Here is a 20552-nt window from a genome sequence, read left to right on the forward strand (position 1 = left end):
GTTTTTACAGCGGAAGTATTTGGGTTTTATTCGGCTTTATAGCTTTTATTCTTTCTATTGTTGCTATTAAGGTTTTCTTGAAGTAGGCTGATTATTTTTCATTTATATCACAAAACAGATAATGATGAATCAATCATTTTAAACTTCAGAATAATTTTACAAATATTTCACGCAACCTTTCTAAAAAATGCGCATCTATAAAATAGTTGTTAAATTATACGATTATGAAATTACTAATTATTATTGGTTTACTTATCCTAGTAAATTTAATTCTTTTAACTTTTAGTGTAAACAAAAAAACAGAACCTTGAATAAAGGTTCTGTTTTTTTTATTTACAAATAATTCAATGCTTAATTCACCTCTGGTAAAAAGCTATATCTTTTACTATATGTTAGCATCTGATCTACAAAAGATTCAGGCTCCTCAACGTTTACCTTAATTATTTCACCGGCATCATTAGTTTCCGGAACCAAAATAGGATTAACATAACCTGTATAAGGCGCAGAATCAAATTGCTTATTACGCTCTAAAACTTCAGCATGAATAGCTTGATCTACTTTTACACCATAACCTTCTACTAAAGCCTCTACAGCCTTGTAATCACCTTCAGATTTTATACGTTGCGTTTCCTTTAGCAATTCTCCAAAAAGATCGTGTAGTTTTGCATAATCATTAATATTGAAATATGTTTTCCCGTCGCGAGTTACTTTTTCAATAACATTATCGGCTTTTCCTTTTTCAAAAGCCCAACCGGAAACCCATTGTCTATTTCTCATGTGTGCTTCTTCTACATCATCACCTAAGTTTAAACGAATTAATTGCATCATTAAACCATTTCTTATGTAACCATCATAAGCAGTTTTACCAACCTTTTCCCAATCGGTTACTAACCCTAATTCTTGTAGTTTTGGGTTGTATAAATAATATAAACCAACTAAATCTGCACGACCTTCTTCTAAAGTAGATGCATAATTTTTTAAAGTTTCTTTAGTTTCACCAACACCTGGATTTAATTTACCAGAGGCATGACCAATAACTTCATGTAACGCAGTATGTAATTTATGCGCTAATTGCCCGTATTCTTCGTCTAAAAGTAATTCCTCTTCATCATTAACAAATTCTTCCAATCTACCAGTACTTCCAGCATTATTAGATGCATTTACAATATTACCTAATGAAACAGATTTACTACCAACAGCAGTACGAATCCAGTTTGCATTTGGTAAATTAACACCAATTGGCGTACTAGGAGAAGCATCTCCAGCTTCGCCAGCAACATTTACAACCTTGTAAGTTACACCTACAACATTCTCTTTTTTGTGCTCTGGCATTAAAGGAGAATTATCTTCAAACCACTGTGCATGATCTGATAAAACCTTCATTTTTTGAGACATATCAAAATCGTTAATCTGGATGATACTCTCATAAGATCCACGGTAACCTAAAGGATCGTTATACACCTCAATAAAGCTGTTTATATAATCAATATTTCCTGCTGTAGCGCCTGTCCAAGCCACATTATAATCATCCCAAGTTTGTAAATCACCTGTTTTGTAATAATCTATTAAAAGACCTAAAGCATTTCCTTGAGCTTCATTTTCTGCAACACCTTTAGCTAATTCTAACCATTTTACAACCTCATCTATAGCAGCACCGTAAAGTCCTCCAGATTTATAAACACGTTCTTTTAAAACACCATTTTCTTTTACCAATTGTGAGTTTAAACCAAAAGATAAAGGCTTATCTGCGTTTGGAGAAACTTTTTCGTTATAAAAGCTTTCAACATCTGCATTAGTAACATTTGGTCCGTAAAAGTTAACAGCCGAAAGCGCAACATTATCAACACCCTTAGCTTGATTTACTTTTTTAAAATCCTCATCATTAAATATCGCTTCAAAAGCTTCGCTATCTAATTCTGTGCTTGTTTCAGTTAATAATCCCTTTAAATATTCCGAAGAAAATTCAGGTTTTAATTTATCTGTAGAATAATGATGATGAATACCATTACTAAACCAAACACGTTTTAAATAAGTTTCAAAACTTGTCCAATCTGTTGATGTTTTATCACCAGCGTAACTTGTATAAACATGCTCTAACGCTTTTCTAATTCTTAAGTTATAACGATAATTTTGATCCCACATAATATCGCGACCAGATAAACCTGCTTGCGTTAAATAATAAACTAACTTTTGCTCTTTTAAAGTTAATTTATCCCACCCAGGAATTTGGTATTTCAATATTTTAATATCGGCAAATTGCTCTACATTGTAATTAAACGCAACAGCCTCTTTACTCGCATCTACAACCTCTTTCTTATCAGCCTTTTCATTACCACACGAAAACAGCATCAGGTTAATAATTGCAATACCTACAATTGATTTTAGTTTCATAATTTGAATTATTATTTTATTTAACTTACAAAAACAGCTCTTTACAACATTCTACCATTCTTATTTAGTACAAAATTAGAACATTTCACTACTAAAAAGCTATTATTAACTCAACAAATGTAATAATTTATTAATCGAATTTTAAAAATGATTACCTTTGAGTTAAATATTTTCTCTCTAAATAATATGCAATGAAAGCTTTTAAGTATATTTTATTTCTTTTACTTATAATGATTATTGGAACATCTATATATATTGCGGTACAGCCCAACGAATATACCTTTTCTAGAAGTCGGATAATTACAGCTCCAACTCCCGTCGTTTTTAATGAAGTAAACGATTATAAAAACTGGATAGATTTTTCGCCTTGGCTAGAACAAGAGCCAAAAGCAACACTTACATATTTAGAAAAAACAATTGGTATTGATGCAGGTTATGCATGGAATGGAGAGATTTTGGGTGAAGGAAACATGACGACTTTAGCTGTAGCTGAGAACAAATCTATTTCGCAAAAACTAAATTTCGTTACTCCTTTTGAAAGTGAATCGAATATTGAATGGAACTTTGAGCCTGAAAACAAAGGCACTAAAGTGACTTGGAGTATGAGCGGAAAACAAGATTTTATGGCTAAAATGTATACCGCTTTTTCTGGTCCTTTCGAAAAATCTGTTGGCCCCGATTTTGAACGTGGTTTATTTAAACTCGATAGTGTTGTTAATGCTAATATGCAAAAATACAGCATAAAAATAAACGGTATTACAACCCATGGCGGTGGTTACTATTTATATATTGCAGCTTCATGTAAAATAAATGAGTTATCGAGTAAAATGCAAGAAATGCTTCCTCGAATTAAAGCATACGCCGATAAAAATAAAATTAAAATAGCAGGCACACCGTTCATAAATTACTATAAATGGGATGAAGAGAATAACACTGTTATGTTTTCTTGCTGTATACCAACCACAGAAAAAATAATTTCTAACGAAAGTGATATTCTAACAGGACATTTACCTCCTTTTAATGCCGTTAAAACAACATTACAAGGGAATTACAAATATTTAGAAAAAGCATGGGCTAAAGCAACAGCTTATATTCCTGAAAATGGTTTAGAAAACTTAGAACAAGGACCAATGCTTGAAGTTTACGAAACCGCCCCATCAAAAACACCGAATCCAGCAGATTGGATTACCGAAATATACATTGCTATAAAACCATTTGATGATTAGTTTTTAAATGAAACAACTTTTATTCGTTTTTATTGGTGGTGGCTTAGGTAGTGTAATACGTTATTTAATTGGCAAGTTTTTAAATAACTATGGAAACGGTATTCCATATGGCACATTTCTCGCCAATATTTTAGGTAGTTTACTTATTGGTATTATTTTAGGTTTAGCGGCCAAAAATGATAATTTGTCTCAAAACCAAACCTTACTTTTAGCTACTGGTTTCTGCGGTGGGTTTACAACTTTCTCTACCTTTGCTTACGAAAATCATATGTTTTTAAAATCGGGAGATTTTACTAGTTTTGCTATATATACTATTGCTAGTTTTATAGTTGCCGTTTTAGCTGTGTTTTTTGGAATGTATTTAACGAAGTAAAAATAATATAAACTAGTAATAACCAAAATACTAAAAACGGTCAATTTAAACGTGTATCAAATTACCCAATACTTTAAATTTCTTTTAAAATCAAGCAATCAGCACGGCGTCCACTCCCCTTTTGTTTATGATTTAATTACTAAATGTTTTTACGATAAAAAGAAGTATCCCGATTATAAAAAAATAATCGGCTACAAGAAAACACTTAAAGAGAATACCAATAGCATCAAAATAACAGATTTAGGTGCAGGCTCTCAAGTTATGAAACAAGAAGAGCGGGTTATTTCTAAAATGGCTAAAAACGCAGGATCCACCAATAAACGTGCTAAACTTTTATATAGACTATCTCTTTATTTCAAACCTAAAAACAGCCTTGAACTAGGAACTTCTTTAGGCATTGCAACCACAGCGTTACATTTAGGGAACCCAGACGCACATATAACAACTATTGAGGGTTGCCCTAATATTGCTGCTTTTTCCAAATCGAATTTTGAAAAGTTCGATTTTAAAAACATAAAAATGATTACTGGTGATTTTAATAATGAAATAGAAAAGCTTAAAGCAAACACTTACGATTTAGTTTTCTTTGATGGCAATCATAAAAAGGACGCGACTTTACTTTATTTTGAATCCCTTTTAGAAACCGCTCACAACGATTCTGTTTTTATATTTGATGATATTTATTGGTCTAAAGGCATGACCGAAGCTTGGGAGATTATTAAAAAACATCCAAAAGTTACAGTTACTATAGATACCTTTTTCTGGGGATTTGTGTTTTTCAGAAAAGAACAAGTTAGGGAAGATTTTATAATTCGAGCTTAAATATTTTTTTTCTTAACGCGGATAAATACATCTTTCAAAATTCATTTAAATAAAAAAAGTCTCAGAGTAATTAAACCCTGAGACTTTTTTTTAATAAAATATCTAATTATTATTTTTGTAGAATAATTACTTTACTAAGTTAATTTCTACTCTTCTGTTTTCTGCTCTACCCTTAGATGTTTCATTACTAGCAATTGGTTTACTTTCTCCATAACCCATAGCAGATAATCTAAATGCATCTACACCATTTTCTACTAAATACGTTTTTACTGCATTTGCTCTAGAATCTGATAATCTTTGGTTTAAGGCATCACTACCAGAACTATCGGTATGACCTTCTACAGAGAACTTAGCTGTTGGATATTGACCTAAAATATCTATAATATCTGATAAAACCTGATTAGACTCAGATTTTATTGTTGATTTCCCTGAATTAAACAAAATTGTTTTAGCATAAGCATTCAAAGTTTTTTGAATCTCTACAGTTACTTCCGGACAACCCTTATTAGCTACTGTACCAGCAATATTAACACATTCATCATCTTTATCAAAAACGCCATCGCCATCTTTATCTGCCCAAGGACAACCATTATTTTCTTCTGGGCCTGCTTGATTAGGACAAGCATCTTTATTATCTAAAACACCATCTTTATCTTTATCTTCCCATGGGCAACCTTTGTTTTCTTTTGGACCAGCTATATCAGGACAAGCATCTTCGTTATCCATAACACCATCTACATCACTATCTAAATAAGGACAACCATTGTTTTCAATTGGACCTGCTTCTTTTGGACAGCCATCTAATTTATCAATAATACCATCTCCGTCTTTATCTTTTGGTTTACCTTGATAAACAGGAACTTTCAAACCTGCATATACATCGGCACCTTTAGAGTTATCACTAGTTAAAGCAGTAAGTACAGATCCTGAACCAATGTATAAAGGTCCTGCTCTAAATCCAGCTCCAGCTTGAAAACCGTTGTATTGTACAACACTTACAGGCACGAAGAAACTAAACCATTTACTTTCGAAACGTGGTGTTAATGAAACAATGTTAGAAATACGGTTTGCACTCTCTTTTCCTTTAGCAATAAGAGACAAATCGGTATTTAAGTTTACATACAAATGCTTAGTAAAACTATAATCTGCATTTAAATGTATCGCTGTTGGTAAACTTACTTTATACCCAGTAGCTGTAGTTGGTAAACCATACACATTAGTTAAGGTTTCGGTAAAATTATCACCTGTATCAAAATCATCTTCATCAAAATTAGACTTAGTTACATCGAATCTTTCTCGCTCTGTTTCTTTGTAATTAATCATCCCTATATCTGTAATAGACAATCCTAATTTTAATTTATATTTATTTTCGTATTTATGTGAATACGTATCTCCATCTACATTCGTCGTTTTATAATCTCCATAATCTGGTCTCCACTCGTAAACAAAACCTAAATCTGCACCAAAACCTGTAGCATCTGGAAGTTCATAATCATAATCATCGTCATCATAATCAGCAAAATGACCATAAGTTAATTCACCTCTGGTTGATACACTTCCGGTATTAGCATCAATTCCATCTGCATCATAATCCACAGTTATATTTTTACCGCTAGCATACGCCGTTCCTCCACCTTGTAAATACTTTACAGTAAGACCTCCTTTTAAAAAGTGCTGTTCTTTGTTCATTAATACTCTAGCATACGTTACACCTAATTCTGCCCAACCATTAGCTAGCATATTGAAATCTCCTTCATCTACATTAAAATCATCGGTTTCATCATCATCAAGAGCGTCAATAGACTCGCCATTAATTTCAGAAATATTAGCAAAACTTCGTGCTCTAGTAAAAATAGCTAAAGAGCTAGTTTCTGTTAAATTAAACATAAACGCCGGGCCCATAACATCTAAATTAATAGCTGCATTATTATCTGTAGATGGCGATTTCTTTGCATCTAAATCAAAATCGTATCCATCTTTGGTAGCATCTAAAAGATGTACACCATAATAATCATTACCAGCAAAAACACTAAAGCCTGCTAAATTAATATCTGTTTTAAAACGAGAATCTGTAATATTAGCGGGGTTAGCTATAACGCTATTTACACCACTGTAATTATCTGTAAGATATCCAATATACGACTGCGCTTTGGCACTCATGGAACCTATAATCAATAATACTATTAATGATATTTTTTTCATAATTAAACTATATTTTTTTCATGTTGTTTCCGGCAAAAATAAAGGTTTTACTTTAAATCTATAAGTGTTAATTAACTTACAACCAATTATTACAAAATTTATTTGAATACCCCTATTTTAATAATGAGATTATTAGGAATACTCCTGATTTCTTAAAGATATGTTAAATAAAAGCAACCAAACTCTTGGTAGAAATGATAAACTTTAAATAAATTAGCCTTAAAATTTAAGCTTATTTTTACATTAATCTTTTTGATATTTTCTTTTTTAACAATTACCTTTAACCTATGAAAATTTACACTAAAACAGGAGACAACGGCACCACTGCCTTATTTGGAGGAACGCGTGTACCCAAACACCACATCCGGATAGAAAGCTACGGCACCATAGATGAATTAAACTCTCATTTAGGGCTAATTCGCGACCAAGATATTAATGAAACATACAAAGATTTAATTACCCATGTCCAGAATAAATTATTCACGGTTGGGGCTATTTTGGCTACCGATCCTGAAAAAGCTATTTTAAAAAACGGTAAAGATCGTTTGAATATCGAGAAGATTTCCAAAGGAGATATTGAACTTTTGGAACAGGCTATGGACAACATGAACGAAGCTTTACCCGAAATGACGCATTTTGTACTTCCGGGCGGACATCAAACAGTGTCATTTTGTCATATAGCACGCTGTGTATGCCGTAGAGCCGAACGTTTAGCAACCGCACTTAACGACTTAGAACCCTTTGAAGCAAATGCTTTAAAGTATTTAAATAGACTTTCGGACTATCTTTTTGTATTGGCACGAAAGTTGTCTTTAGACTTACAAGCAAATGAAATTAAATGGATTCCGGAAAAATATTAAATTATTTTATTGGAAGTTTAAATTAAAAAGCTATATTTTGAGTTAGAAAGCGAAACCGCGTTAGGGATTGAACGGCATGTTTGAGCTCCCCGACCAACGGAAGGGAGCGAGTAGAGAAAGCCCGACCCTTGTGGTAACGCCAAAAAAAAATAAAGCAAAAATATTGCTAGAATTATTAACAACGCAATAATAAATTTCAACTGTTTAGAGTACAAAAGGATACGTTCTTAAAATTAATGATTAAATAATTCATTTTTTACTTGTGTGTTTAAACTAAAAATTTATTTTTGCAAAAAATTAAACGCATTAACACATGTATTGGACTTTAGAATTAGCATCTTATTTAAGTGATGCGCCTTGGCCAGCGACCAAAGACGAATTGATAGATTACGCCATTAGAACTGGTGCACCTTTAGAGGTTGTAGAAAATTTACAGTCGATTGAGGACGAAGGTGATTCGTACGATTCGATTGAAGAAATATGGTCGGATTATCCAACAGATGAAGATTATCTGTGGAATGAGGATGAATATTAAAAATATAGCATAAAGAATAGTTAAAAAGTCTCGAATTGGGGCTTTTTTTTTGTTCTAAAATGTATATTTGAAGCTAGTAATGGCGTGGATATTTCTGTGCTTTTTATGACCTGTAAAAAGGAATGTTTCAACACATTTTTTTAACTGAAAAACACCTAGGGTTTTCCTAGAAAATATATTTATATAAAATAATAAACATGACTTTTTTAGATTCTATACTAAAGGTTTTTGTTGGCGATAAATCAAAACAAGATGTTAAAGCCCTTAGCCCTTTAGTTAAACAAATTAATACATACGAGGCAGCTTTAGAAGCTTTATCGCACGATCAATTAAGAGCAAAAACTATTGAATTTAAAGCTAAAATTGCAGATGCAACGCAAGCTACAAACGATAATATTGCTAGCTTAGTTGATGAAGCAGAAAACACTGAAGATATTGACCGCCGTGAGGATATTTATTTAGAAATAGATAAATTAAAGGACGATGCTTACAAAATTACCGAAGATATTTTAAACGTTATTTTACCAGAAGCTTTTGCTGTGGTTAAAGAAACGGCTAAACGTTTTACAAAAAACACAGAAATTACTGTTACCGCAAATGAATTCGACCGTTTAATTTCGGGCGAAAAAGGTTATGTTACCTTAGATGGTAATAATGCCACTTGGGCAAACTCTTGGGATGCTGCTGGAAAAGCCATTACTTGGGATATGGTACATTACGATGTGCAACTTATTGGTGGTATTGCCATGCACCAAGGTAAAATTGCAGAAATGCATACAGGTGAAGGTAAAACATTAGTTGCAACCTTACCGGTTTACTTAAATGCTTTAGCTGGCAAAGGTGTGCATCTAGTAACGGTTAATGATTACTTAGCGAAACGTGATAGCGCATGGATGGCGCCTATTTTTGAGTTCCATGGCTTAAGTGTAGATTGTGTGGATTACCACCAACCAAACTCGGCTGCTCGTAAAAAAGCTTATAACGCCGATATTACTTACGGTACAAATAACGAATTTGGTTTCGATTATTTACGTGATAACATGGCACATTCGCCAGACGATTTAGTACAACGACCACACCACTACGCCATTGTAGATGAGGTGGATTCTGTTTTAGTAGATGATGCACGTACACCATTAATTATCTCTGGCCCAATACCGCAAGGTGAGCGCCATGAGTTTACAGAACTTAAACCTAAAGTAGATGATATTGTATCTGTACAACGTAAATATTTAACAGGTGTTTTGGCGGAAGCTAAAAAACTTATTAAGGATGGCGATACTAAAGAAGGTGGTTTAAAACTACTACGCGTTTACCGTGGTATTCCTAAAAATAAAGCTTTAATCAAGTTTTTATCTGAAGAAGGTGTTAAACAACTACTTCAAAAAACGGAAAACTATTACATGCAAGACAACAACCGTGAAATGCCTAAGGTTGATGAAGAGCTGTACTATGTAATTGAAGAAAAAAATAACCAAGTTGAATTATCTGATAAAGGTGTTGAATATATTTCTGGGAAAGATAATCCAGATTTTTTCATCTTACCAGAAATTGGACTTGAGGTTGCAAAAATTGAAAACCAAGGACTTTCGTCGGAAGATGAAGCCAACCTTAAAGAAGAATTATATAAAGATTTTGGAATAAAATCTGAGCGTATTCATACTTTAAATCAGCTTTTAAAAGCCTATGCTTTATTTGAAAAAGACACCCAATACGTGGTGATGGAAAATAAAGTAATGATTGTAGATGAGCAAACGGGTCGTATTATGGATGGCCGTCGTTACTCCGATGGGTTACATCAAGCCATTGAAGCCAAAGAAAACGTAAAAATTGAAGATGCTACTCAAACTTTTGCAACGGTAACACTTCAAAATTACTTTAGAATGTATCGCAAACTGTCTGGTATGACAGGTACAGCGGTTACTGAAGCTGGAGAATTCTGGGAAATTTACGAATTGGATGTTGTTGAAATCCCAACCAATCGCCCAATTGCTCGTGATGATAAAGAAGATTTAGTTTATAAAACAAAGCGTGAAAAATACAATGCGGTTATTGATGATGTTACAAAATTATCTGAAGCTGGACGTCCAGTTTTAATTGGTACAACATCTGTAGAAATTAGTGAATTGCTTGGTAAAATGCTTAGCATTCGCAAAATTCCACACAATGTATTAAATGCGAAACAACATAAAAAAGAGGCCGAAATTGTAGATCAAGCTGGGCAATCTGGGCAAGTTACAATTGCTACCAATATGGCAGGTCGTGGTACAGATATTAAATTATCTGCCGAGGTTAAAGCCGCTGGTGGTTTAGCCATTGTTGGTACAGAGCGTCACGATTCGCGTCGTGTAGATAGACAATTACGTGGTCGTGCTGGTCGTCAAGGAGATCCAGGTAGTTCTCAATTTTACGTGTCTCTAGAAGATAATTTAATGCGATTATTTGGTAGTGAGCGTATTGCCAAAATGATGGATAAAATGGGATTACAGGAAGGTGAAGTAATTCAGCATTCTATGATTTCTAAATCTATCGAGCGCGCACAGAAAAAAGTGGAAGAAAACCAATTTGGTGTTCGTAAGCGTTTATTAGAGTATGATGATGTTATGAACGCCCAACGTGAGGTAGTTTACAAACGTCGTCACCACGCACTTTTCGGAGAGCGTTTGCGTGTAGATTTAGCAAACATGATTTTCGATACATCGGAAGGTATTTCTGAAACTAATAAAACAGCTAGTGATTATAAGAATTTTGAGTACGAATTAATTCGCTATTTCTCAATGGGTTCTCCAGTTACTGAGGCTGAGTTTGGAAAACTTTCTGCTCAAGAGGTTACTGGAAAAATTTATAAAGCTGCTTTCGAGAATTACAAAGAAAAAATGGCTCGTAATGCTGATACTGCATTCCCCGTTATTAAAAATGTATACGAAACGCAACGTGATAAATTTAAACGTATTGTAGTCCCTTTTACAGATGGTACCAAAACTTTAAACGTAGTTACCGATCTTGAAAAAGCTTACGAAACACAAGGAAAACAATTAATTACCGATTTTGAAAAAAATATTACTTTAGCCATTATTGATGATGCTTGGAAAACGCATTTACGTAAAATGGACGAGTTGAAACAATCTGTACAATTAGCAGTACACGAACAAAAAGATCCTTTACTTATTTATAAGTTTGAAGCTTTCGAATTGTTTAAAACTATGATAGACGAGGTAAACAAAGATGTAATTTCATTCTTATTTAAAGGTGAATTGCCTCAGGAAACTCAAGACACTATTCAGGAAGCCCGTGAGCGTAAACAGGAACAATTAAGTACCCAAAAAGAAGAAATCCCTAATTTAGACGAACGTTCTGCACAAAGTAGAGCTGCAGGAAATACACAACGCCAACCGGATGTTGTGGAAACCGTAGTGCGCGATAAGCCAAAAATAGGTCGTAACGATCGTGTTACTATTAAACATGTTATTAATGGCGAAAACAAAACCGTTAAATACAAACAAGCCGAACCGCTTTTAGCTAAAGGTGACTGGGTTTTAGTTGAAGAATAATACACTATACATATTGTTTCGCTAAAGCGGAATATCTAAAATCCCAATAGTTTCTATTGGGATTTTTTTGTTTTCAACCATAAATACCAACTTGATTTTATTTCAAAAAAAACAATAACTTAGCAACAAATAATATCGCGGCGTTGTAAATTATTTAACTTTAAACTGCTGACCAAATGAGACATTTCTATTTTAAATTCTTAATAATTTTCTTTTTATCGTTATCAATACATTCTCAAACCCTTGATACGCTAGTAGACGTTGGTGGGTATAAAATGCATTTCAAAATAATAAAAGGAGAAGGAACTCCTATTCTTTTTGAAGCTGGTGGAGGTAATGATGCTTCTGTTTGGAACAACATATTAGAAAAAATTTATAACGTTACTAGCACTACATTAATTACTTACGACCGATCTGGTTTTGGAACAAGTGAATTAAATCCAAATTTGAAAAACGATTCGGATTTTGGAATAGAAAATGGTATAACAGAACTAGAAACAGGTCTTTCAAAGTTGGGTTATAACAATGAAATCATTCTGGTTTCCCATTCGTACGGTGGGTTGTATAATCTATTGTACGCACATAAACATCATAAAAAAGTTAAGTCGGTTGTTTTAATAGATGCTACTCTTAGTAATTTCTGGAATGATGAACTGCTAACAATGAGAGACAACAATGTTGATATAAGTTCTATAAAAAAACCTTCAGGCGACTATTATTTGAATGTAAATTTCAATGAAACAATGCGACACATGAGAAATATGGAATTCCCAAACAGTATCCCTGTTATCAATATTTTTCCTAAAAACTCCTTTTCAGGTTTTCCAGAGGTTCTTTCAAATCGATGGAGAAAGCTTCACAATGAGTTTAATAATCATAAGAATAATGTAGAAAACATTATAGCTTACGGAAGTGCTCATGCGATATTTCAGGACAATCCAGGGCTAATTATCAATACAATTATTAAAGCATATTCAGAAACACTAGATAAAAATCAACAAAACGTATTGCTGCAAAAAGCTCTAGATAATGCTATTGAGTTATCTATTCAAGCTAAAAAAACAGAAATGGAAAATAAACATTCAGAAAGTGATTTGAATGAATGGGCTTATACGTTTTTGAGAAATGAAGAATTAGAAAAAGCTTTAGAAATTTTTAAATTGAATACCATACTCTTTCCAGATAGTTGGAATGCATTTGATAGTTATGGGGAAGCTTTATTGAAATCAAATAGGAAAGCAGAATCAATTGAAATGTATGAAAAATCAATTGAATTGAATCCAGAAAATGAAACAGGAAAAGACGTGTTACTGAAAATGAAACAGGAATAGCAATGCACAATACCATGTAAATTAATTACTAGTTTTCAGCTTGCTTACAAAAGTTTTTGAAGATTCGCTGTCCGTCATTTATTTGCTAAAAAAAGTAACTAAAACACGCAGCTAATCTTTCACTTGTCTACTTCTACACAATAATTTAATTCAGTAGTATCTGTATACACCTCAAAAACCATATCCAAAAGGAGTTCCAACATAACATATACCTAATGGTTTATCTTCATAATAAAACACTCTAATCCATATTCTTTATTTCCCGCCAGTGGTAACACTTTTCTTAACGAATCCTTTAACACTTGCTAAAACATCGATTAAAGGCTGAAAAAACCCATAAAACACACAAAAACAAGATAAAAAGTTTATTACGACCGAAAAAAACTATAAATTTGCTTAAGTTTTAATAGAGCTAGTTAAACGAAACTCCATTTTTACTTTATAAAATTAATAACATCATATACCCCAAATATGACACTTCGCCGCCTTATCTACTCTAGTCAAGCTGTAAAACTATTTAATAAACGCGAACTACTCGATTTACTGCATGAGTCTCGTGGTTTTAATTCCATAGATAACATTAGCGGCGTCCTTATGCATAAAGAAGGTTATTTTCTTCAAGTTATTGAAGGTGATCCCATAATGATTCATGATCTTTTTAATCGTATAGAAAAAGATCCACGCCATATGGATCTAAAAATACTACATGATTGTACTATAAAAAAACGAATGTTTTCTAATTGGAACATGGGCTGTACAGATTTTGACGATCCCGAACTAAGTATGCTACCAGGTTTAAGAACCGATTTAACCAACCCAGAAGTGATTGAAGAATTAATTACGAACTTACCTGATGTTGCCAGTATTTTAAAAGAAAATTTCTTAAATTAATTGCAATACAAAATCAATTCATTCTTAATTTATACACTTCTGACATGTATAGTTGTTATACCGGAATTAAGATAAATCCCTTTATACAATTTATAAATTAGAATTATACTCATATTATTTTAGACTAAGTCCTACGAATGAACCAATTTGTATAGAAGGGTTGTAGTTATAAATACCGAAAACTAAACATTACCAACTTTAGCGAATCAAATCTAAATTTCATACACAATTAAGAAAATCCACACTTGACTTTGTAAGAAAAAAATCATAAATTTGTCTAAGCTCTAATATTGTTCATTAAGGTCTATCGACACATTAGAAGTTAAATAATTGAATATGATACTTCGCCGCATTATCTACTCGAGTCAAGCTGTGGAAAAATTCAGCAAACGTCATTTATTAGACCTACTACATGATTCACGAGGTTATAATTCTATCGACAACATTAGTGGCGTTCTTATGCATAAACAAGGTTATTTTCTTCAAATTATAGAAGGCGATCCCAAAGTTATTGACGATCTTTTAGAACGTCTCCATAGAGATCCTCGGCATAAAGATTTAAAAATTATTCGCGATAGCATGGTAGAAAATCGTCTTTTTACTAATTGGGCTATGGGTTGTGCCGATTTTGATGATGCAGAATTGAGTATGTTACCAGGTTTTAGAACCGATTTAACAGATCCAGATGTAATTGAAGAATTAATTACACATCTACCTGAAGTAGCTACCCTCTTGCGAAATAATTTTGTAGACTGATGAGTTAAACCCTTTAGAATATAATAAGCTTTAAAATAATTCCGAAAGCAAATACAAATTATTACGACTATAAAACGATAAATATCGAATCAAGCACTTTACTTGAGTAGCGTTTTTTTTAATAAATCATTTTTTTTATATGAATCCTCAATTAATAAACTTAGTTTTTGTCATTTTTCTATCATTCCTTAATTGTGATTCTAATCAGAAAAAGGCTACTCAAAATTCTACAGTAAATACAAAATCAGTTAAAGCAAATAACTTTAATGATTACTGGTTTTCGGGAGTAGCAGAGCTAAATAGTTACGATTTAAAACAAGCAAGATATGGAGAAATCCGTGACGGAGAGGTTGTTCTTGTTTTTGTAACCGAACCTTTTTCTGCTAGCAAGCAAGTTAAATTAGACAACCCAAAAAAAACACCTGAAGATGATGTAACGGTTATGAAGTTGAATAATGTTCGAAAATTCAACACAGGTATTTACGACTATTCCATACTAACATCTACTTTCACTCCAATTAACACACAAGATTACCCTAATACACTTAAAGCTACAAATAGCATACAAGAATGGTGTGGTATAACGTTTACTCAATTAAATTTAGAGGATAATAATTATCACTATAAGCAATTTTCTTACTTCGAATCTCAAGGTGATTTAGAGAGAAAAATAAAAGTAACGTTGTTAGAAGATGAGTTTTTTACCCGAATACGCATTAATAACGGAGAATTACCAATAGGAGAAATAGAATTAATACCATCAATTATACAAAGTCGTTTTACCTATCAAGAAGTTAAGCCAGTTAAAGCGCTAATTGGAAAAACGGCAACGAAAAACCTTATTAAATATAAGATTGAAATCCCTAGCCAAAAAAGAACAATTACTATCGATGTTGAAAATCAATTTCCATTTAAAATAATGGCTTGGACTGAAGATAATGGTGATGGCTTAATAACAACGGCTAAATTGAAAAAAAGCTTAAAATCTCCATATTGGAACCAAAAATCTGTAGCTGATGAAAAAATGAGAAAGGAATTACTTTTAGTTAAGTAATCCATTCCATTTTTTTAAAACACTTTTAAATACCTAACCTTAATAATAAATTTGGATCAGGGCAATTATTTCTATAAAACTCTAGATCCTTTTTAGCGCAAACACCAGGATAATCGCCAGACCTCCCCTGAATATCTTTTATAATTTGAAAATGTAAATGTGGTGGATAGTCCCCATTTACAGAAGCATCTCCTAAAATAGCTATTTTATCGCCTTTTATAAACGTTTTTCCAACTTCTATATTCTCTATCGAAGACAAACTTAAATGCCCGTATAGCGTATAAAAAACGACTTCGTCAATAATATGTTTTAAAATAATTGTTGGTCCATAATCGCCAAAATTAGTGTTATTTTGAAAGCTATAAATTACTCCATCAAATGGTGTGTAAATTGGAGTTTCTGCCTCACACCATAAGTCTATTCCTAAATGAATGTTTCGTTCTTCTTCAGCTTGACTGTTAAAATGTTTACTCCGCTTATAAATATTACGTACTTCTAAATAACCGCCATAAGCCACCATTGCTTTATGTTTATTGATATGGAAATTTACAAAGCGAGCTAACTTATCAGACGATGAGACATCTATCGTGTTTAATACTTTGTTAGATTCAGATAAACTTATTGGGGTATATTTACTTTTAGGAATATCCTTCCCTAATACCGGAAACGCACTATCTAGAGTATTTTCCATTAATAATAAAAATTTATTCGAATTCATATTTACTTAAAAAGTATAGAATCTAAAAATATTAAACTAATTCCTCATTTAAAAATATTGTACCTTGAACTTCTACAATTAAAATTTCAACTAAATGAAACAAATAATTATAGCATTCACCACAATATTCCTTTTTTTTTCTTGTAATGGAAACCCTAAATCGGAAGAAAACAAGCTATACGTAAAAAATGAAACTGCTCTAAAAAAAGCCATTGAACATGTAAAAGCTGGTGATGAAATTATTTTAGCAAATGGTATTTGGACCAATATAAAAATTAATTTCTATGGTCACGGAAATAAAGATAACCCAATAATTTTACGAGCCGAAACTCCAGGGAAAGTTTTTATCGAAGGTGAATCTTATTTACATTTAGGAGGTGAGTATCTTATTATAAAAGATTTATATTTTAAAAACGGATATTCACCATCTTCTAGTATTATTCGTTATAAAATAGGAGAAGATAAAACGGCTTTTAACACAAGAGTAACTAATTGCGCTATAGAAAATTTCACAAAACCAAGTAGGTTAACGAATGATAAATGGATTGAATTCTACGGAAAACACAACACTTTAGAAAACTGTTATATTACCGGAAAATCTAATGATGGAGAAACTTTAAGAGTCTTTCAAGATGGAAATGAACACAGCAGTAACTACCACCAAATAGTGAATAATTATTTTGGACCGCGCCCACGAAAAGGAGGACCAAGAGGAGAAACCATACGTATTGGAGACAGTAAAACGTCCATGACATCTGGCTTTGTAAATGTTTCGAACAATTACTTCGAAGCTTGTAATGGCGAAGTTGAAATTATATCCGACAAAACGAATTTTAATACTTTTAGAAACAATATTTTTTACAAATCTGAAGGTTCGCTTGTATTACGTCATGGCAGCTTTTCAACAGTAGATAGTAACATTTTTATAGGTGGAGAAGATTCTGATTTTTATGGAGGTATACGTCTTGTAAGCACAGGCCATTGGATTACAAATAATTATTTTTATAAAATAAAAGGTGAACAATTCAGAAGTCCGCTTGCAGTAATGAATGGTATTCCTATGTCCTCATTAAATCGTTATAAACAAGTTACCGATGTTGTTATTGCATATAATACTTGGATAGATTGTAAGTCGCCTTGGCAATTAGGTGTTGGTCAAAATTTAAAGAGCGTAAATGTCCTTCCGCCAAGCGAAATTCGTTCGGCACCGCCGGTTCGATCCATAATTGCAAACAATATAATATTTAATCATAACCCAGATAAAACACCAGTTTTTAATCATGACAATATTGATGGCATACAGTTTAATAATAATATTTTAGATAATGATGGTAATTCATTTTCAGAAAAAAAATTATTAAAAAACAAGACTATTAAAATGAAGCAAATTAATACGTGGTTGTTTGCACCAGAAAATGCTCAAGCCGCTTTAACGGATAGTATTTATTATGGCTACGACTTTGATAAAATAAAAACGGATTTATTTGGAAGCTCTAGAACAAACCAAAATAGTATTGGTGCTATTTGTAACATAAGTGCCGCCGAAAAATTTATTATAGATAAGAAAAAATATGGGCCTCAATGGTTTTCTGTAGAAAGTAAAAAAGCAGAATCAAATATTATTGAAGCTACCCAAACTAATCTTCTTCAAAAAATTGAACAAGCTAAAAGTGGCGATATCATAGAATTAGTAGATGAAGCATATACTTTTAGTAACCCAATAATAATTAATAAAAAAATAATTATTCGTTCTAAAAACAAAACAAAACTTATTTTCAACAGTACTAAAAACCAACCCGCTTTTGAAATGCACCCGTATGGTTTTCTGTATTTAGACAATATCATTCTAACAGGAAAAAACAATCAATCTGCATTTAAACCATTAGACGAAAACATGTCTGCTGCTTATAATTTGGATATAAACAATTCAACAATTGAAGGTTTTGGCTATATTCTAAAAGCAACCAAAGGATCATTTGCCGACTATATTACATTTAGCAACAGCACGATACAAAATTGCGATAATGGTATTATTTTGGCTGCTGAAGAAAAAGGAGATTACAATGCCGAAATGCTTACTATCACTAATTGTAACTTTAATAATGTAAAGAATAACGTTATCCACTTTTTTAGAGGAGGATACGACGAATCTACAATTGGAGGCGTTTTAACAGTTAGTAATTCTTCATTTACTAACTGCTCAGAAAATGAAAAAACAAAAGTTCTACTTAAAACAAAAGGTATTATTAATGTTGACTTAAGCCATAATCGTTTTGAAAATAATCCCGTTGATTATATTGCTATATTATGGGGCAAAAAAAACAACAAGCATCAAGAAAATGCACTAACTAATTCTGGTAAAATAAAAGTAGAAGCACAACAGAAGCTTGAAATTTTATACTAATTCCGGTTCTTCCTTCTATTGTGCTTCTAATTCTATTAACCCTAAATAAGCGCTTTTTTACGCTAATACTTCAGCATATAAATCGAAATCTTCCGCTTCCGTTACTTTTACAGTTGCAAATTCACCTGTTTTTAAATAACATTTAGACGCATCGATTAATACTTCGTTATCTACATCTGGAGAATCAAATTCAGTACGACCAACAAAATAATTACCTTCTTTACGATCGATAACTACTTTAAACTCCTGCCCTATTTTATGTTGATTTAATTCCCATGAAATTTGGGATTGAATTTCCATTATTTGGTTCGCTCTATCCATTTTAACTTCTTCTGGAACATCATCTTCTAACGTGTAAGCATGTGTGTTTTCTTCATGAGAATAAGTAAAACAACCTAAACGCTCAAAACGCATATCGCTTACCCATTGTTTTAATTCTTGGAAATTCTCTTCAGTTTCACCTGGATAACCAACAATTAAGGTTGTTCTAATCGTCATTTCTGGAACGGCCTCTCTAAATTGATGAATCAATTTAGTCGTTTTTGCTTTAGTTGTTCCACGACGCATGCTTTTTAAAAGTGAATCGGAAATATGTTGTAAAGGAATATCTAAATAATTACAAACCTTAGGTTCGCGTTTCATTACATCAAGCACATCTAAAGGGAAACCAGTTGGAAACGCATAATGTAAACGAATCCAATCGATACCGTCAACTTTTACCAAAGCTCCCAAAAGCTCGGCTAAGTTTCGTTTTTTATATATATCTAGTCCGTAATACGTTAAATCCTGAGCAATAAGGATTAATTCTTTTACGCCTTTTGCTGCTAATTTTTCAGCTTCTATAACCAAGTTTTCAATAGGTGTACTCTTGTGTTTTCCTCGCATTAAAGGGATGGCACAAAAACTACACGGTCTATCGCAACCTTCAGCAATTTTTAAATACGCATAGTTTTTTGGCGTAGTTGTTAAACGCTCTCCAATAAGTTCGTGTCTATAATCAGCACCCAAAGCCTTTAGTAATCCTGGCAACTCCGTAGTCCCAAAATACTCATCTACATTTGGTATTTCCTTTATTAAATCTGGCTTGTAACGTTCACTTAAACAACCGGTAACAAATACTTTATCTACGTCGCCATCGTTTTTCTTTTGTACGTATTCAAGAATAGTATTTACACTTTCTTCCTTAGCATTATTGATAAACCCACAAGTGTTGATTACCACAATATTCCCTTCTTCTTCATGAACAACATCTTTTCCGCTGGCTTTTAGTTGCCCCATTAATACTTCGCTATCGTAAACATTTTTACTACAGCCAAGTGTTACTACGTTGATTTTGTTCTTTTTAAGTGTCTTTGTTCTCATACCAAAAATTAAGTGTGCAAAGATACGCAATGCTGATTGATTTATGATGAATGATTGTAGAATAACAATATATACT

At 32.5% G+C, this 20552-nt stretch carries 15 protein-coding genes; 11 read left to right on the forward strand and 4 right to left on the reverse strand.

Features of this window, described 5'->3' with window-relative positions; translation table 11 throughout:
- Positions 1-351: 351 nt before the first annotated feature.
- Positions 352-2391 carry a dipeptidyl peptidase 3 gene (locus M4I23_RS10410; RefSeq protein ID WP_249754348.1) on the reverse strand — a complete coding sequence of 680 codons (2040 nt, stop codon included), beginning with the start codon at positions 2389-2391 and terminating at the stop codon, positions 352-354.
- A 191-nt stretch (positions 2392-2582) separates the two neighbouring features.
- Between M4I23_RS10410 and M4I23_RS10415 the strand changes: the two genes are divergently transcribed.
- The 3 genes from M4I23_RS10415 to M4I23_RS10425 are packed head-to-tail and all read left to right on the forward strand — an operon-like array spanning position 2583 to position 4812.
- Positions 2583-3617 (forward strand): GyrI-like domain-containing protein, encoded by a 1035-nt coding sequence (locus M4I23_RS10415; protein WP_249754349.1) that lies wholly within the window; start codon positions 2583-2585, stop codon positions 3615-3617.
- A gap of 7 nt (positions 3618-3624) precedes the next feature.
- Positions 3625-3990: a fluoride efflux transporter CrcB gene (gene crcB, locus M4I23_RS10420; protein ID WP_249754350.1), complete on the forward strand. Its 366-nt coding sequence runs from the start codon at positions 3625-3627 to the stop codon at positions 3988-3990.
- A 51-nt stretch (positions 3991-4041) separates the two neighbouring features.
- Positions 4042-4812 carry a class I SAM-dependent methyltransferase gene (locus tag M4I23_RS10425; RefSeq protein WP_249754351.1) on the forward strand — a complete coding sequence of 257 codons (771 nt, stop codon included), beginning with the start codon at positions 4042-4044 and terminating at the stop codon, positions 4810-4812.
- Positions 4813-4938: 126 nt separating this feature from the next.
- On the opposite strand, the gene M4I23_RS10430 is transcribed toward M4I23_RS10425, so the two are convergent.
- Complete coding sequence (locus M4I23_RS10430; protein ID WP_249754352.1) at positions 4939-7014, reverse strand: OmpA family protein; 2076 nt, start codon at positions 7012-7014, stop codon at positions 4939-4941.
- 287 nt (positions 7015-7301) lie between these two features.
- Between M4I23_RS10430 and M4I23_RS10435 the strand changes: the two genes are divergently transcribed.
- The 7 genes from M4I23_RS10435 (at position 7302) to M4I23_RS10465 (ending at position 15992) form a co-directional block, all read left to right on the forward strand.
- Positions 7302-7874, forward strand: a complete 573-nt coding sequence (locus M4I23_RS10435; protein WP_158844420.1) for a cob(I)yrinic acid a,c-diamide adenosyltransferase — start codon at positions 7302-7304, stop codon at positions 7872-7874.
- 313 nt (positions 7875-8187) lie between these two features.
- Positions 8188-8409, forward strand: coding sequence for a DUF2795 domain-containing protein (locus M4I23_RS10440; RefSeq protein ID WP_019387375.1), 222 nt, complete (start codon positions 8188-8190; stop codon positions 8407-8409).
- A gap of 197 nt (positions 8410-8606) precedes the next feature.
- Positions 8607-11960 carry a preprotein translocase subunit SecA gene (gene secA / locus M4I23_RS10445; protein WP_249754353.1) on the forward strand — a complete coding sequence of 1118 codons (3354 nt, stop codon included), beginning with the start codon at positions 8607-8609 and terminating at the stop codon, positions 11958-11960.
- Between the two features lie 176 nt (positions 11961-12136).
- Positions 12137-13291: an alpha/beta hydrolase gene (locus tag M4I23_RS10450; protein ID WP_249754354.1), complete on the forward strand. Its 1155-nt coding sequence runs from the start codon at positions 12137-12139 to the stop codon at positions 13289-13291.
- 471 nt (positions 13292-13762) lie between these two features.
- Positions 13763-14182, forward strand: coding sequence for a BLUF domain-containing protein (locus M4I23_RS10455; protein ID WP_158844438.1), 420 nt, complete (start codon positions 13763-13765; stop codon positions 14180-14182).
- Positions 14183-14518: 336 nt separating this feature from the next.
- On the forward strand, positions 14519-14938 hold the full coding sequence (locus M4I23_RS10460) for a BLUF domain-containing protein (RefSeq protein WP_158844440.1): 420 nt from the start codon (positions 14519-14521) through the stop codon (positions 14936-14938).
- Positions 14939-15077: 139 nt separating this feature from the next.
- Positions 15078-15992: a septum formation inhibitor Maf gene (locus M4I23_RS10465; protein WP_249754355.1), complete on the forward strand. Its 915-nt coding sequence runs from the start codon at positions 15078-15080 to the stop codon at positions 15990-15992.
- A gap of 25 nt (positions 15993-16017) precedes the next feature.
- Here the strand turns inward: M4I23_RS10465 and M4I23_RS10470 are convergent, their stop codons facing one another.
- Positions 16018-16683, reverse strand: coding sequence for a peptidoglycan DD-metalloendopeptidase family protein (locus tag M4I23_RS10470; protein WP_249754356.1), 666 nt, complete (start codon positions 16681-16683; stop codon positions 16018-16020).
- 121 nt (positions 16684-16804) lie between these two features.
- On the opposite strand from M4I23_RS10470, the gene M4I23_RS10475 reads away from it, so the two are divergent.
- Positions 16805-19114: a chondroitinase-B domain-containing protein gene (locus M4I23_RS10475; RefSeq protein WP_249754357.1), complete on the forward strand. Its 2310-nt coding sequence runs from the start codon at positions 16805-16807 to the stop codon at positions 19112-19114.
- 57 nt (positions 19115-19171) lie between these two features.
- On the opposite strand, the gene rimO is transcribed toward M4I23_RS10475, so the two are convergent.
- On the reverse strand, positions 19172-20476 hold the full coding sequence (rimO, locus tag M4I23_RS10480) for a 30S ribosomal protein S12 methylthiotransferase RimO (RefSeq protein WP_249754358.1): 1305 nt from the start codon (positions 20474-20476) through the stop codon (positions 19172-19174).
- Positions 20477-20552 lie beyond the last annotated feature (76 nt).

It is taken from the genome of Algibacter sp. L4_22, from assembly GCF_023473045.1.
Taxonomy (GTDB): domain Bacteria; phylum Bacteroidota; class Bacteroidia; order Flavobacteriales; family Flavobacteriaceae; genus Algibacter.